Raw genomic sequence first — 13,413 nt, 5'->3', positions numbered from 1 at the left:
GTTAAACTGTGGGAACTGGCCTTGCCAGCGATGGGCTGCGCAGCAGCCCCCGGTTCAGTTGACGCTATACCCCCGCCCGCTCAAACAAGCACCCTGCGCCCGCCGATAGTCATCGGCCACTTGCGCCGCTGGCGCATAGCTGGCCGCCGCCGGGTCAAACCCGGTCTGCTGCACCGCCCAGCGATGGCATTCGTAACGATCACGATCAAGCTGCTGAGGGCTCTGGCCCTGGGCCGGATAGGCGATCACGTCATAACCGGGGCTACTCTGTACCGGCGCACTGGCCGTCGGTGGATTGACCACCACGTACTCGCGGCTGTCCTCGAGGTACTGGTAGTAAGTACCCGCCGCGAGGAACAACAGCGCGCCGCCACTCCATACTTGCCGGGCATAGTCGGGCAGGTAGTTGACCCGTGCACCATAGGGCGGCGTCACCACCACATAGCGCGGGCCTTGCGGGCGATACCAGTAGCCGCCGGAATAGAAGTAGTCATCCCCGCGATAGGGCACTTTCCAGTAGCGATCGGGGAAGCGGTCGATTGTGTGCCCCGGCCGATACTGCGGGCCGGGCCCCCAGCCATTGCCGTGGCCATCCGGACGCCCGGCGCCACCGGCCTGGTAGTAGCGATTGTCGTTACGCCGCGGAATGTCCTGGTAGTAACCGGTACGCGGCTCCTGAGTCTGACGCACTTCATCGGGCCGCGACTGCAAAGGTGAAGCTCCCTGCCCTTCGGCCAGTAGCGGCAGATTGACACTCATGCACAGCAAACCAACACCTGCCATACGCCAGACGCGCGACTTCATGCTTTTCCTCTCGGACCGGTAACAAGGGGCCTGGGATTACTTTATCAGGCCGTCTGCAACGGGGTATCGGCCGCCAGATGAAATTTGCCAGGCAATAAAAAAGGGAGACCCTGGGGTCTCCCTTTGAGAATTTTGTCCGTGCTCGGCGCTTGTGACACCGGCTCACCTCACGCCGTCTTGTGGACAGTGTGTAGCCCGGGGGCCGAGCACAACCTGGTGGGGTTGCTGGCCGCAGCTGGCCTGATTCGGCCCGCCGCACTGGACTGATGTCCGGGCAGTGATTCTGGTGATAAGAATACGGCGAAGGCAGCGGCAGAGGATTGCGAAGATTGCTCAATTAAATATCACTTGCGCAATTTTTGCCTACAGATTGATAATTCAACGCAATCGAAACAGAAAAGGCCAACCCCATGAGCAAGCTTGACCGCTATGACCTGAGCATTCTTGCTGAATTGCAGCGCGATGCGCGTATCTCCAACCAGGAACTGGCCGAACGCATCGGTCTTTCACCCTCGCCTTGCTCGCGCCGGGTCAAGCAACTGGAAGACGACGGTTACATTGCCCGTCAGGTCGCCCTGCTCGACCGCAAGAAGCTCGGCCTGAGCCTGACTGCCTACGTATTGATCGGCATGGACCGCCACACCCCCGAGCGCTTCGAGACCTTCGAGTCGGCGATCCGCAGCCTGCCGCAAGTGCTCGAATGCAGCCTGGTTACCGGGATGGATGCCGACTACCAGTTGAAAGTCGTGGTGCCCGACATGGACCATTACCAGCAGTTGCTGCTGGGCCACCTGACCCGCATTGAAGGCGTTACCAGCGTGCGTTCCAGTTTCGTTCTCAACCAGGTACTGGCCAGCACCGAAATGCCGCTCACGCACCTGCGTTAGTCAGGCTGGCAAGGGGGGCGTATAATCGCGCGCCTCAACCTGCCGGAGAAAATCGATGGATCCTGCGTTGTTCGAAGAGTGGATGATGACCATCCTGGTCACCATCCTGATTGGTTTCATGGGCTTTATCGTCTGGGACCTGGCGAAAAAATCCAAGGCCGGCAAGTTCGGCACCTTCATCCTGTTTTTCGTGCTGGGCCTGGGCATCCTCGCCTTCATCATCAAAAGCGTGGTGATCGGCTTTATCGAAGGCGTTTAAAGCCTGGCCGGCACTTCCCGCCACTGGCCCTGATCGAGGCCATCCAGGCTCCAGTCGCCGATCCGCACGCGCACCAGGCGCAGGGTCGGCAGGCCGACGGCAGCGGTCATGCGCCGCACCTGACGGTTGCGCCCTTCCTTGATCACCAGCTCCAGCCAACGGGTCGGCACGCTCTTGCGAAAGCGTACCGGCGGGTTGCGTGGCCAAAGGTCTGGCTCGTCGAGCTGACGGGCCTGGGCCGGCAAGGTCGGGCCGTCGTTGAGTTCGACGCCATCGCGCAAGCGCTGCAACTGCTCCTCGCTCGGCTCACCCTCCACTTGTACCCAATAGGTTTTCGCCAGCTTGTGCCTGGGGTCGGCAATGCGTGCCTGCAACTGGCCGTCGTTGGTCAGCAGCAGCAAGCCTTCACTGTCACGGTCCAGGCGCCCGGCCGGGTAAATGCCGGGGATGGCGATGAAGTCCTTGAGGGTCGCGCGCCCTTCGCCGTCGCTGAACTGGGTCAGCACGTCAAAGGGTTTGTTGAACAGGATCAACCGCGGCTCGGCCGGCGGCGCCTTGGGCAGGCGACGCGGGCCGGCGGGTTTGGCCGCGGGACGCCGCGGCTTGGTGCGTGGGGGTAACGGCATGGGGCCTCAGCGGAACGGCGGCTCGTCAAAACTGCGCAGTTTACGCGAGTGCAGCGAGTTGAGCTCGGTACGCAGCAGGTCGAGGGCGGCGATGCCGATCTTCAGGTGCTGGCTGACTGCCCGGTTGTAGAAAGCATTGGCCGCCCCCGGCAATTTGATCTCGCTGTGCAGCGGCTTGTCGGAGACGCACAGCAAGGTGCCGTACGGGACCCGCAGGCGATAGCCCTGGGCGGCGATGGTGCCGCTTTCCATGTCCACCGCCACTGCCCGCGACAGGTTGATCAGCGGCCGTTCCTGCGCCCAGCGCAGTTCCCAATTGCGGTCGTCGTAGGTCAGCACGGTACCGGTGCGCAGGCGCTTTTTCAGTTCGTCGCCGCGCTCGCCCGTGACCTGCGCCGCCGCTTCCTGCAACGCCAGTTGCACCTCGGCCAGGGCCGGAATCGGAATGTTCGGCGGCACCACCCGGTCGAGAATCCCGTCGCGGCGCATATAAGCGTGGGCCAGCACATAGTCGCCGATGGTCTGCGATTGGCGCAGGCCACCGCAGTGGCCGATCATCAGCCAGCAGTGCGGACGCAGCACCGCCAGGTGGTCGGTGATGTTCTTGGCGTTGGACGGGCCGACACCGATATTGACCAGGGTAATGCCGTCGCCATCGGCAGCGATCAGGTGATAGGCGGGCATCTGGTAGCGGTGCCAGACCACCCCGGCGACCAGGGCCTGGGCTTCGCCGTTGTCCATGGCCTTTTCGATGATCACATTGCCGGGCAGGACCATGCGCACAAAACGCGGGTCATCACGCAGGCGCTCAAGGCCGTGGCTGATGAACTGGTCGACATAGCGGTGGTAGTTGGTCAGCAGGATCCACGGCTGCACTTGTCGCCAGTCGCTACCGGTGTAATGCACCAGGCGGCGCAGGGAGAAATCCACCCGCGCGGCGTCGAACAGCGCCAGCGGCAGCGGATCGACGTTGGCCCAGTCATACAGGCCGTCGGCGATGCCGTCGGTGGCGGCGGAAAGATCGGTACTGGGGAACACCCGCGCCAGCGCGGCGGCAGTGATGCCGGTGCCGGCCAGCTCGTCGCCCTGCTCGACCACATAGGGGTAAGGAATGTTCTGCTGGCTGACGCCCACTTCGACCGTGACGGTGAAGTCGCGCATCAGTGGCTTGAGCTGCTCGAGGAGGTAGCCACGGAACGCCGCCGGCTGGGTCACGGTCACGCTGTAGGTGCCAGGCAGCTGGACCTTGGCGTAGGCGCGGGTGATCGCCGGAACTTCACCATGGTACTGGTAGGTCAGACGCAGTTCGGGGTAGCGGAACAGCGCCCGCTCCTCGGCATCCGGCTCGGTGCGGTCCTTGAGGTAGCGCTTGAGCGCCTGGCTCAGGGCCGCGGTGGCTTGTTCGTGCAGGGCCGCGAGGCGATCGACGGCCTGCTCGGCGGTTTCTACGACAACGAAGGCTTCATCAGTACGGCTCACAATGTACTTCCTGTCTGACATGCATGCGCCCATCTTGCCTATATCCGGCGGCAAAGGCACGCACGTTAGAGCGGCCAGTTCGGGGTCGAGCGCTGCACCAGCGCCGCGACGTCGACGCCACGGGGCAGCACGCCGTATACCCGGCCGTTGCCACTCAGGCGGCTGGCGATAAAGGCATCGCTGACCGCCGTGTTACCGGCTTCGAGCAGCAGCTTGGCCTGCAGGCCGACGGCGATGTCTTCGCTGAGCTGGCGGGCGCGGTACTGGATGTCGGCGGTGTCGGCAAAGGCCGCCTTGAGGTTGCCAATATGCGCGGCCAAGCGTGGATCGCCGTGACCATCACCCAGCTCGGCGAACAGCGTGTCGAGAACGCCCGGCTCCTTGGACAGTGCGCGCAGCACATCCAGGCACTGGACGTTGCCCGAGCCTTCCCAAGTCGAGTTGACCGGTGCTTCGCGGTACAGCCTCGGCAGGATGCTGTCTTCGACATAACCGGCGCCGCCCATGCACTCGGCCGCTTCGTTGATCATCGCTGGCGCCCGTTTGCAGATCCAGTACTTGCCCACGGCGGTGATCAGCCGGGCAAAACGCGCCTGATGCGGATCATCCGGCTGGTCGAGGGCCCGCCCCATGCGCAGGCTCAAGGCCAGCGCCGCCTCGCTTTCCAGGGCCAGGTCGGCCAGCACGTTCTGCATCAATGGCTGCTCGGCCAACAGGCGTCCGCCGACCTGGCGATGAGCGCAGTGGTGGGCGGCCTGGGTCAGGGCCTGGCGCATCAGGGCGCTGGAGCCAACCATGCAATCGAAGCGGGTCATGGCGACCATTTCGATGATGGTCGGCACCCCCCGGCCTTCCTCGCCGATCATCCAGGCCAGGGCGCCGCGGAACTCGACTTCGCTGGACGCGTTGGAGCAGTTGCCGAGCTTGTTCTTCAGGCGCTGGATATAGAACTGGTTGCGACTGTCATCCGGGCGGTGGCGCGGCAGCAGGAAGCAGCTCAGGCCCTTGTCGGTCTGGGCCAGGGTCAGGAAGGCGTCGCACATCGGTGCCGAACAGAACCATTTATGCCCGACCAGCTCATAAGCCTGGCCCGGGCCGGGCGCACCGACCGGGTAAGCACGGGTTGTGTTGGCGCGTACATCGGTGCCGCCCTGCTTCTCGGTCATGGCCATGCCCAGAGTCACGCCGACCTTGTGGCGATCGCCAACGTTGCGCGGGTCGTATTCAGTGGCCAGCACTTTCGGCAGCCAGTACTCGGCCAGTTCCGGCTGCAGCTTGAGCGCCGGCACCGCGGCAAAGGTCATGGTCAGCGGGCAGCCACTGCCGGCTTCGGCCTGGCTGTGCAGGTAGGTCATCGATGCGCGGGCGACATGGGCGCCCTCCCGCGGGTCGGTCCAGGGCAAGGACGGCAGGCCATGCTCGATGGCCGTGCGCATCAGCTCGTGATAGGCCGGATGAAACTCCACCAGGTCGATGCGATGGCCATAACGATCATGACTGCTGAATTGCGGCTTGTTCTGGTTGGCCAGAAAGCCCGCGGCCATCAGCGGCCCGCCAGCCAGAGCACCGTACGCATCGATGCGCTCCTGCGCCCAACCCGCCCCGTAGCGCCGCGACCACTCCTGCAACGGCAGGTCGATGCGGTACAGGTTGGCGCCGTCCAGGGATGGCGGCTGGTTGGTGACCTCATGGGTTTCAGCGTACTGGTGCAGGTTCATCGAGGGGCCTCCTGGATCCTGGCGTGACTGAAATTTCAGTGAATCACGCCCTGCCCCCCTGTCAAAGTGACAAAAACGCCTAACTAGCCGTGATTTAGCCCTGGCCTGACCATGCCCAGCTGCGCCTGGGGCGGGCTCAAGGGCGCGCGCAGGCTCAGCTCGAAGCGACTGCCCAGCCCCGGGTTGGATTCGTGCTGCAGGCGCGCGCCGATCAGCTCGGCCAACTGCCGACAAATCGCCAGGCCAATGCCCAGGCCGCCGTATTCACGGGTCATCGAACCATCGACCTGGAAGAAGCGCTGGTACAGCGTGGCTTCATCCAGGCAGTCGAAACCGATGCCACTGTCGCTGACGCTGATGCTCAAGCCCAGTTGGTCCGGCCCCAGGCGATCACCGCGTACCTGCAACATGACTCCGCCCTGATGAGTGAACTTGATGCCGTTATCCATCAGGTAACCCAGACACATGGCCAGCTTGTGCCGATCGCCGATCAGCACATCCGGCAGCTCCGCCGGGGTATCCAGGCTCAGGTACAAGCCCTTGGCCATGGCGGGAGCAGCGTATTCGGCACGCACCTCCTGCAGCAGCGAACGCAGGCTGAACGGGGCGTTCTGGGCGCTCAGGCGGCCGGCCTGCAGCTCGGTGAGGATGAGAATGTCATCGACCATGCCCATCATGTCCTGGGCCGCCGAAGTAGCGGTGTGCTGATACTGGGCCAGCTCGCCGTCCAGCGGCATGGTCTGCATCAGCTCCAGCGAACCGATCACACCGTTCATCGGCGTGCGCAGTTCATGGGTGACGGTGGCCAGGAACTGGTCCTTGAGGCGGTTGCTGTTGGCCAGCTGGACGTTGAGCTGCTCAAGGGTCCGGCCGGTTTCGCGCAGGGTCTGGGCCTGCTCTTCACGCATACTGTTTATGCGGTCGGCCAGGGCCAGCGACAGCAGGCCGACCTCCAGCGCCGAACCGATCTGGCTGGCATACATGGTCAGGAATACGTTGGGCAAATAGCCCAGTACCATCAGGGTGTTGACCAGGCCGCCGAGCAAGAACGCCGACCAGGCGATGATGAAGTAGCGAGCCACGCGCAAACCACGGTGCCAGGCATAAATCCCGGCAGCGAAGATGCATACGGTAAACAGCAGCGCCAACGCCGTGGCCAGACGCAGGGCGACGCCGTAGCTGCTGGTCAGCGACAGCAACATGACCAGCGCACCACCGCCCATCAATGCCTTGAGCACCCCATCGAAGGCACGGCTGTGATTGCGCAGCTGCAGGAAACTGCGGGCAAACTGGCAACCGAACAGGCCGGACGCACCGATGAACATTGGCGTGGCGGCGTTCGCCCACCAGGGGCTGTCCGGCCAGAAATAGGCCACCCCGGCGCCGTTGACCGAGACCTGGTAAAGGCCGAACGAAGCGATATAGAGGATGTAATACAGGTAACTGGTGTCGCGCACGCTGAGGTAGATGAACAGGTTGTACACCAGCATCCCCAGCAACACGCCATAGATCAGGCCCAGCACATACAGGCGGGTCGGCTGTGCTTCCAGGTAGGCCTGGGCCGACCACAGGGTCAGCGGCGCCTGCACCGAACCCTGGCTGTGCAGGCGCAGGTAGGCGGTGGTGGTCTGGCCGGGAGTAAAGGGCAGTTCGAAAAGGTAGTTGTTCTGCTTGATTTGCCGACTGGCGTAAGGCAGGGCGTCGCCGGTGCGCTGGGCCAGGCGGAAGGTGCCGCTGGCGTCCGGCAGGTAGAGCTCAAGGTGATCGAGGGGTGGATAGGCCAGCTCCAGCAACCAGGTGCGTGGCGCGGCCGACGGCAAGGCGGTGTAGCGCAACTGGATTTTCAGCCAGAACACCGAGGTGGAATAGCCGGCATTGAGGACCTCGGCCCGGTGCGGGCGAAAATGCTCGCTGAACGACGGCGCACTGACCTGCGCAATGCTGGCATTGCCATCGCGGTCTTCGAACACCTGCATCATCTGCCCCAGCGGCAAGCTGCGGGTGGAGTCGTCGAAATCGACCGCCGTGGCCAGTAACGGCAACCAGCCCAGCACAACAATCAGCAAATAGCGCATACAGCCCCAGCATGGTCTGTCCCGGTCGCGTCGCGTAGCCTCCTGTCCGTTTGAGGCGACGCAATCCGGCAGTAACCGTTATCGGTTTATTCGAGCACTCTAGCATAGCTTTCCGAGCCTGCCAGACGCCACTGAAAACTTTGCGACGAAGGCTCTAGAACGGCACTTTCAGCGTTTTTTTAAACTGCAGTTCAAACGCCCGTTGAAAAATCCGCGGCGCCGGGGCGGACCCAGCAAAAGCGTTTGGTGATAAGCTCGCGCACCATGAATACCTACAGCTCCCGCCCCGTTGTCCTCTGTCTCTCCGGCCACGACCCCAGTGGCGGCGCCGGCTTGCAGGCAGATATCGAAGCCCTGATTGCGCAAGGCTGTCATGCCGCTCCGGCCGTGACCGCCCTGACCGTCCAGGATACTGTCAATGTCAGCGACTTCCGCGTCCTCGACCGCGAGTGGGTACTGGCCCAGGCCAATGCCGTGCTCGCCGATTCGACGGTAGCGGCGGTCAAGCTGGGCATGCTCGGCTCTACCGAAATGGTCGATACCGTGGTCGAACTGCTCAGTGCTCATCCGCATCTGCCGCTGGTCTGCGACCCGGTCCTGCGCGCTGGCGGCGGTGGCCGCCTGGGCAAGGATGAAGTCGGCTACGCCATGCGCGAGCGCCTGCTGCCCTTGGCAACCATCGCCACCCCTAACCTTCCCGAAGCGCGCATCCTGGCCGAACTGCCCGAAGGCAGTGCCGATGAATGCGCAGAAAAGCTCCTGCCGTTTGTCAGACACCTGCTGATCACCGGCGGTCACGGCGACGAACACGAAATCCATAACCGCCTGTACAGCCGCGACGGCCAGCGTCACACCTGGACCTGCCAGCGCCTGCCCGGCAGCTACCACGGCTCCGGCTGCACCCTGGCCAGCACCCTGGCCGGCCGCCTGGCCCTTGGCGAACAACTGCAGAGCGCCGTGCGCACAGCCCTGGACTACACCTGGCGAACCCTGCGCGACGCCGAGCAACTGGGCAAAGGCCAGTTCGTGCCGCGCCGCCTGCCCCTGGATTTCTGTTCCTGATCTTCGCTTGAGGTCTACACCATGAAGTTACGCGGCCTGTATGCCATCACTGACAGCCAGTTGCTGGCCGGCAAGTTTCTGCCCTATGTCGAAGCGGCCCTCGAAGGCGGCGTGACCTTGCTGCAGTACCGTGACAAGAGCCAGGACGAGTCCCGCCGGCTGCGCGAAGCGGAGGCCCTGGCCGAGCTGTGTGCACGCTACAACACTCAGTTGATCATCAACGATGACGCCGAGCTGGCCGCGCGCCTGGGCGTCGGCGTCCACCTGGGTCAGACCGACGGGCCGTTGACCCCGGCGCGAGCCTTGCTCGGGCGCAACGCCATCATCGGTTCCACCTGCCACGCGCAAATTGACCTGGCCGAGCAGGCCGCCCGTGAAGGCGCCAGCTACGTCGCCTTCGGCCGCTTCTTCAACTCGGTGACCAAGCCGGGCGCACCCGCCGCCGACATCGCCCTGCTGGAGCAAGCGCACGACCGCATCCATCTGCCGATCTGCGTGATCGGCGGCATCACCCTCGACAACGCCGCCCCGCTGGTCGCCCACGGCGCCAGCCTGCTTGCGGTGATTCATGGCCTGTTCGGCGCCGACAGCACGCAGGAAGTCACCCGTCGTGCCCGCGCCTTCAACGCCCTGTTCGCATCTGCCTGATTGAGAGAGCCCATCATGTCTCGTTCCGAAACCCTGTTTGCCAACGCCCAGAAACACATCCCCGGTGGCGTCAACTCGCCGGTGCGGGCGTTCAAAAGCGTTGGCGGCACGCCGCTGTTCTTCAAGCACGCCGCCGGTGCCTATGTCACTGACGAAGACGACAAGCGCTACGTGGACTACGTCGGCTCCTGGGGCCCGATGATTCTCGGCCATAGCCACCCGGACGTGCTCGAGTCGGTACGCAAGCAACTGGAGCACGGCCTGTCCTACGGCGCCCCCACCGCCATGGAAACCGAAATGGCCGACCTGGTCTGCTCGATCGTGCCATCGATGGAAATGGTGCGCATGGTCAGCTCCGGCACCGAAGCGACCATGAGCGCCATCCGCCTGGCCCGTGGCTACACCGGCCGCGACAGCATCATCAAGTTCGAGGGCTGCTACCACGGCCACTCCGACAGCCTGCTGGTAAAAGCCGGTTCCGGCCTGCTGACCCAGGGCGTGCCAAGCTCCGCTGGCGTTCCGGCAGCCTTTGCCAAACACACCCTGACCCTGCCGTTCAACGACATCGACGCGGTCGAGAAGATGCTCGCTGACGTCGGCCAGGAAGTCGCCTGCATCATCGTCGAGCCGGTCGCCGGCAACATGAACTGCGTGCCGCCGGCGCCTGGTTTCCTCGAGGGCCTGCGCACACTGTGCGACCAGCACGGCGTGGTGCTGATCTTCGACGAAGTGATGACCGGTTTTCGCGTCGCCCTGGGTGGCGCCCAGGCGCACTACGGGGTCACCCCCGACCTGTCGACCTTCGGCAAGATCGTCGGCGGCGGCATGCCGGTGGGCTGCTTCGGCGGCAAGCGCACGATCATGGAACAGATCGCGCCGCTGGGCCCGGTCTACCAGGCCGGTACCCTGTCGGGCAACCCGCTGGCCATGGCCGCCGGCCTGACCACCCTCAAGCTGATCAGCCGCCCGGGCTTCCATGACGAGCTGAGCGCCTTCACCAGCCGCCTGCTCGATGGCCTGCAACAGCGCGCCGATGCCGCTGGCATCCCGTTCGTCACCACCCAGGCTGGCGGCATGTTCGGCCTGTACTTCAGTGGCGCCGACGATATCGTCACCTTCGATGACGTCATGGCCAGCGATGCCGAACGCTTCAAGCGCTTCTTCCACCTCATGCTCGAAGGTGGCGTGTACCTGGCGCCAAGCGCCTTCGAGGCAGGTTTTACCTCGATTGCCCACGGTGAAACCGAGCTGCAGATCACCCTGGATGCGGCTGAGCGAGCGTTCGCCAAGCTCTGATTTTTGCAGCCCTCGCGGGGCAAGCCCGCCCCCACAGTGATCATTGTGGGAGCGGGCTTGCCCCGCAATGGGGCCTTGCAAAGCAGAAAATCGAGTAAAGACTTTGTAAGGTAGGCGCTGCTTATCCCATAATGTGCCACCAGACACTTTGGCCGCAGCTTTGCAGAGGTATGTCGATCCCCATGAACCGCACCGGCCGCGCCCTTGCCCTGGGCTGCCTGTTGCTTCTTCAGCCCCTGCTGGCCACGGCAGGCGGTAACTCGTTGCTGATTCCAGCAACGGGCCGCTGCACCCTCGATTCCCAGCCCGAAGACCTGCCGCAAGCCCTCGCCGCCTGCCAGGACGCGGCCAAGTCCGGGGATGCCCAGGCCCAGTACGAGCTGGGTGAGTTCTACTACGAAGGCACCCATACCCCACGTGACCTCAACCAGGCCCTGAGCTACTTCGAGCAAGCCTCGCTGCAAGGCCACGCCGAGGCTCAATACCGCCTGGGCACCATGTTCTACAAGGGTGAAGGTGTGGCAGCCAACAATGTGCAGGCCTACATCGTACTGAAGATGGCCGCGGTCAACGGCGCAGAAGACGCGCTGGACATGGCCGACGAGGTGTCTGCCAAGATGCCCCGCGATGAGCTGGAAGTCGCTACCCAGGTGCTCGGGCAGATTTTCCGCAAATACCTGTTGGAGCTGCAGACCGCCGAAGGTCGCACGCCCTTCTCACCGCTGCCCTGAAACGCTCGCCTACTTCTCCGGCATTGGCATCGGGAACGGCATTACATTGCCAGTACCGCGCGCCTCGCTGATCTTGGGCGTGCCCAGACGCTCGACCTCGTCGATGCGCACGATCGAATGCATTGGCACAAAGCTGCGCACCACGCCTTCGAACTGGGCCTTGAGCTTTTCTTCGCTCGGGTCGACCACCACCTGGGTGCGCTCGCCAAAGACAAATTCCTCGACTTCAAGGAAGCCCCACAGATCGCTTTGATAGATCTGTTTGGCGTACATCTCGTACACCTGGCCCTGGTTGAGAAAGATCACTTTGTAGATCGGAGCTTCGCGTTTGGTCATTTTTGGCGGGGACAATCACGGGTGGTAAAGAAGGCGCAAACTATAACATAGGCACCGGGCCGACAACGCTAGGATCCAAAGCCCCAGGCCCTTATAATGTGCGGTTCTTCGAATCACCAGATGATCTCCCATGGCCAAGAAGCTTTACATCGAAACCCACGGTTGCCAGATGAACGAGTACGACAGCTCGCGCATGGTCGATCTGCTGGGTGAACATCAAGCCCTTGAAGTCACGGCCCGCGCCGAAGACGCCGACGTCATCCTGCTCAACACCTGCTCGATCCGCGAGCGCGCCCAGGACCGGGTGTACTCCCAGCTGGGCCGCTGGCGTGAACTCAAAGACCTGAAGCCGGACATGGTCATCGCCGTCGGCGGCTGCGTGGCCAGCCAGGAAGGCGAGTCGATCCGCAAGCGCGCGCCCTATGTCGACGTGGTCTTCGGCCCGCAGACCCTGCACCGCCTGCCGGAAATGATCGACGCCGCGCGCACCACGCGCCTGCCGCAGGTCGATGTGTCGTTCCCGGAAATCGAGAAGTTCGACCACCTGCCCGAACCGCGCATCGATGGCCCCACCGCCTATGTCTCGGTGATGGAAGGCTGCAGCAAGTACTGCACCTTCTGCGTGGTGCCCTATACCCGTGGCGAGGAAGTCAGCCGGCCGTTCGATGATGTACTGGCCGAGGTCATTCACCTGGCCGAGAACGGCGTGCGTGAAATCACTCTGCTGGGGCAGAACGTCAACGGCTACCGTGGCCAGACCCACGACGGGCGCCTGGCGGACCTTGCCGAGTTGATCCGCGTGGTCGCCGCCGTCGACGGTATCGAGCGCATCCGCTACACCACCTCGCACCCGCTGGAATTTTCCGACAGCCTGATCCAGGCCCACGCCGAGGTGCCGGAGCTGGTCAAGCACCTGCACCTGCCGGTCCAATCGGGCTCCGACCGGGTACTGGCGGCGATGAAGCGCAACCACACCACCCTCGAATACAAGTCCAAGCTGCGCAAACTCAAGGCCGCGGTGCCAGGCATCTGCATCAGCTCGGACTTCATCGTCGGCTTCCCCGGCGAAACCGAGAAAGACTTCGAGCAGACCATGAAGCTGGTGGCCGACGTCGGTTTCGACTTCTCCTACTCGTTCGTCTACAGCCAGCGTCCGGGCACCCCGGCTTCGGACCTGCCGGATGAAACCCCGGAAGAAGTGAAAAAAGAGCGCCTCAAGGCCTTGCAGCATCGCCTCGATACCCAAGGCTTCGAGATCAGCCGACAAATGGTCGGTACCGTCCAGCGCATCCTGGTCACCGACTACTCGCGCCGTGACCCCGGCCAGTTGCAGGGACGCACCGAGAATAACCGTATCGTCAACTTCCGCTGCGACAATCCCAAGCTGATCGGCCAGTTCGTCGACATCCATATCGACGACGCGCGTCCGCACTCGCTGTTCGGCTCGCTGGCCCATTGACCTGTCCTGCCGGGCCTTGTTACAGGCCCGGCG

13 protein-coding genes are annotated in these 13,413 nt (G+C 63.6%); 7 read left to right on the top strand and 6 right to left on the bottom strand.

Features of this window, described 5'->3' with window-relative positions; translation table 11 throughout:
* Positions 1 to 54 precede the first annotated feature (54 nt).
* Positions 55 to 804 carry a DUF6515 family protein gene (locus CCOS864_RS04175; RefSeq protein ID WP_115085182.1) on the bottom strand — a complete coding sequence of 250 codons (750 nt, stop codon included), beginning with the start codon at positions 802 to 804 and terminating at the stop codon, positions 55 to 57.
* A 410-nt stretch (positions 805 to 1,214) separates the two neighbouring features.
* Here CCOS864_RS04175 and CCOS864_RS04170 point away from each other — a divergent pair, with 410 nt between their 5' ends.
* Together CCOS864_RS04170 and CCOS864_RS04165 are read left to right on the top strand one after the other, a co-directional pair.
* The gene (locus CCOS864_RS04170) at positions 1,215 to 1,691 is read left to right on the top strand and encodes an Lrp/AsnC family transcriptional regulator (protein ID WP_115085181.1); all 477 of its coding nucleotides are present in this window, start codon (positions 1,215 to 1,217) and stop codon (positions 1,689 to 1,691) included.
* Between the two features lie 55 nt (positions 1,692 to 1,746).
* The gene (locus CCOS864_RS04165; protein ID WP_010222926.1) at positions 1,747 to 1,950 is read left to right on the top strand and encodes a DUF2788 domain-containing protein; all 204 of its coding nucleotides are present in this window, start codon (positions 1,747 to 1,749) and stop codon (positions 1,948 to 1,950) included.
* Here the strand turns inward: CCOS864_RS04165 and CCOS864_RS04160 are convergent.
* The 4 genes from CCOS864_RS04160 to CCOS864_RS04145 all read right to left on the bottom strand — a co-directional run bounded on the left by CCOS864_RS04160 (position 1,947) and on the right by CCOS864_RS04145 (position 7,848).
* Positions 1,947 to 2,513, bottom strand: a complete 567-nt coding sequence (locus tag CCOS864_RS04160; RefSeq protein ID WP_167458859.1) for a pseudouridine synthase — start codon at positions 2,511 to 2,513, stop codon at positions 1,947 to 1,949. The two genes, CCOS864_RS04165 and CCOS864_RS04160, sit on opposite strands and share 4 nt — an antisense overlap.
* A 69-nt stretch (positions 2,514 to 2,582) precedes the next feature.
* Positions 2,583 to 4,088 carry an AMP nucleosidase gene (gene amn / locus CCOS864_RS04155; protein ID WP_115085179.1) on the bottom strand — a complete coding sequence of 502 codons (1,506 nt, stop codon included), beginning with the start codon at positions 4,086 to 4,088 and terminating at the stop codon, positions 2,583 to 2,585.
* A 32-nt stretch (positions 4,089 to 4,120) separates the two neighbouring features.
* Positions 4,121 to 5,773, bottom strand: coding sequence for an acyl-CoA dehydrogenase family protein (locus CCOS864_RS04150; RefSeq protein ID WP_115085178.1), 1,653 nt, complete (start codon positions 5,771 to 5,773; stop codon positions 4,121 to 4,123).
* 83 nt (positions 5,774 to 5,856) lie between these two features.
* Positions 5,857 to 7,848 (bottom strand): sensor histidine kinase, encoded by a 1,992-nt coding sequence (locus CCOS864_RS04145; RefSeq protein ID WP_115085177.1) that lies wholly within the window; start codon positions 7,846 to 7,848, stop codon positions 5,857 to 5,859.
* A 264-nt stretch (positions 7,849 to 8,112) separates the two neighbouring features.
* On the opposite strand from CCOS864_RS04145, the gene CCOS864_RS04140 reads away from it, so the two are divergent.
* From CCOS864_RS04140 to CCOS864_RS04125, 4 genes are all read left to right on the top strand, one after another.
* Positions 8,113 to 8,910, top strand: coding sequence for a hydroxymethylpyrimidine/phosphomethylpyrimidine kinase (locus CCOS864_RS04140; protein ID WP_115085176.1), 798 nt, complete (start codon positions 8,113 to 8,115; stop codon positions 8,908 to 8,910).
* 21 nt (positions 8,911 to 8,931) lie between these two features.
* Positions 8,932 to 9,558, top strand: a complete 627-nt coding sequence (gene thiE / locus CCOS864_RS04135) for a thiamine phosphate synthase (RefSeq protein WP_115085175.1) — start codon at positions 8,932 to 8,934, stop codon at positions 9,556 to 9,558.
* A gap of 15 nt (positions 9,559 to 9,573) precedes the next feature.
* Positions 9,574 to 10,854 carry a glutamate-1-semialdehyde 2,1-aminomutase gene (hemL, locus tag CCOS864_RS04130; RefSeq protein ID WP_115085174.1) on the top strand — a complete coding sequence of 427 codons (1,281 nt, stop codon included), beginning with the start codon at positions 9,574 to 9,576 and terminating at the stop codon, positions 10,852 to 10,854.
* A gap of 182 nt (positions 10,855 to 11,036) precedes the next feature.
* Complete coding sequence (locus CCOS864_RS04125; RefSeq protein ID WP_115085173.1) at positions 11,037 to 11,585, top strand: tetratricopeptide repeat protein; 549 nt, start codon at positions 11,037 to 11,039, stop codon at positions 11,583 to 11,585.
* Between the two features lie 9 nt (positions 11,586 to 11,594).
* On the opposite strand, the gene CCOS864_RS04120 is transcribed toward CCOS864_RS04125, so the two are convergent.
* On the bottom strand, positions 11,595 to 11,921 hold the full coding sequence (locus tag CCOS864_RS04120) for a DUF1820 family protein (RefSeq protein ID WP_010222917.1): 327 nt from the start codon (positions 11,919 to 11,921) through the stop codon (positions 11,595 to 11,597).
* Between the two features lie 130 nt (positions 11,922 to 12,051).
* Between CCOS864_RS04120 and miaB the strand changes: the two genes are divergently transcribed.
* Complete coding sequence (miaB, locus tag CCOS864_RS04115; RefSeq protein ID WP_115085172.1) at positions 12,052 to 13,380, top strand: tRNA (N6-isopentenyl adenosine(37)-C2)-methylthiotransferase MiaB; 1,329 nt, start codon at positions 12,052 to 12,054, stop codon at positions 13,378 to 13,380.
* Positions 13,381 to 13,413: the final 33 nt, after the last annotated feature.

This window comes from Pseudomonas wadenswilerensis (assembly GCF_900497695.1).
Classification (GTDB): Bacteria; Pseudomonadota; Gammaproteobacteria; order Pseudomonadales; family Pseudomonadaceae; genus Aquipseudomonas; species Aquipseudomonas wadenswilerensis.
This window is presented reverse-complemented; position numbering and strand designations above follow the sequence as displayed.

What these genes read in the sequence shown, in the direction of transcription:
- CCOS864_RS04165 (WP_010222926.1), top strand. Translation starts at nt 1,747, where the DNA reads ATGGATCCTGCGTTGTTCGAAGAGTGGATGATGACCATCCTGGTCACC.
- amn (WP_115085179.1), bottom strand. Translation starts at nt 4,088, where the DNA reads ATGGGCGCATGCATGTCAGACAGGAAGTACATTGTGAGCCGTACTGAT.
- CCOS864_RS04145 (WP_115085177.1), bottom strand. Translation starts at nt 7,848, where the DNA reads ATGCGCTATTTGCTGATTGTTGTGCTGGGCTGGTTGCCGTTACTGGCC.
- CCOS864_RS04150 (WP_115085178.1), bottom strand. Translation starts at nt 5,773, where the DNA reads ATGAACCTGCACCAGTACGCTGAAACCCATGAGGTCACCAACCAGCCG.
- hemL (WP_115085174.1), top strand. Translation starts at nt 9,574, where the DNA reads ATGTCTCGTTCCGAAACCCTGTTTGCCAACGCCCAGAAACACATCCCC.
- CCOS864_RS04120 (WP_010222917.1), bottom strand. Translation starts at nt 11,921, where the DNA reads ATGACCAAACGCGAAGCTCCGATCTACAAAGTGATCTTTCTCAACCAG.
- CCOS864_RS04140 (WP_115085176.1), top strand. Translation starts at nt 8,113, where the DNA reads ATGAATACCTACAGCTCCCGCCCCGTTGTCCTCTGTCTCTCCGGCCAC.
- CCOS864_RS04170 (WP_115085181.1), top strand. Translation starts at nt 1,215, where the DNA reads ATGAGCAAGCTTGACCGCTATGACCTGAGCATTCTTGCTGAATTGCAG.
- CCOS864_RS04125 (WP_115085173.1), top strand. Translation starts at nt 11,037, where the DNA reads ATGAACCGCACCGGCCGCGCCCTTGCCCTGGGCTGCCTGTTGCTTCTT.
- miaB (WP_115085172.1), top strand. Translation starts at nt 12,052, where the DNA reads ATGGCCAAGAAGCTTTACATCGAAACCCACGGTTGCCAGATGAACGAG.
- CCOS864_RS04175 (WP_115085182.1), bottom strand. Translation starts at nt 804, where the DNA reads ATGAAGTCGCGCGTCTGGCGTATGGCAGGTGTTGGTTTGCTGTGCATG.
- thiE (WP_115085175.1), top strand. Translation starts at nt 8,932, where the DNA reads ATGAAGTTACGCGGCCTGTATGCCATCACTGACAGCCAGTTGCTGGCC.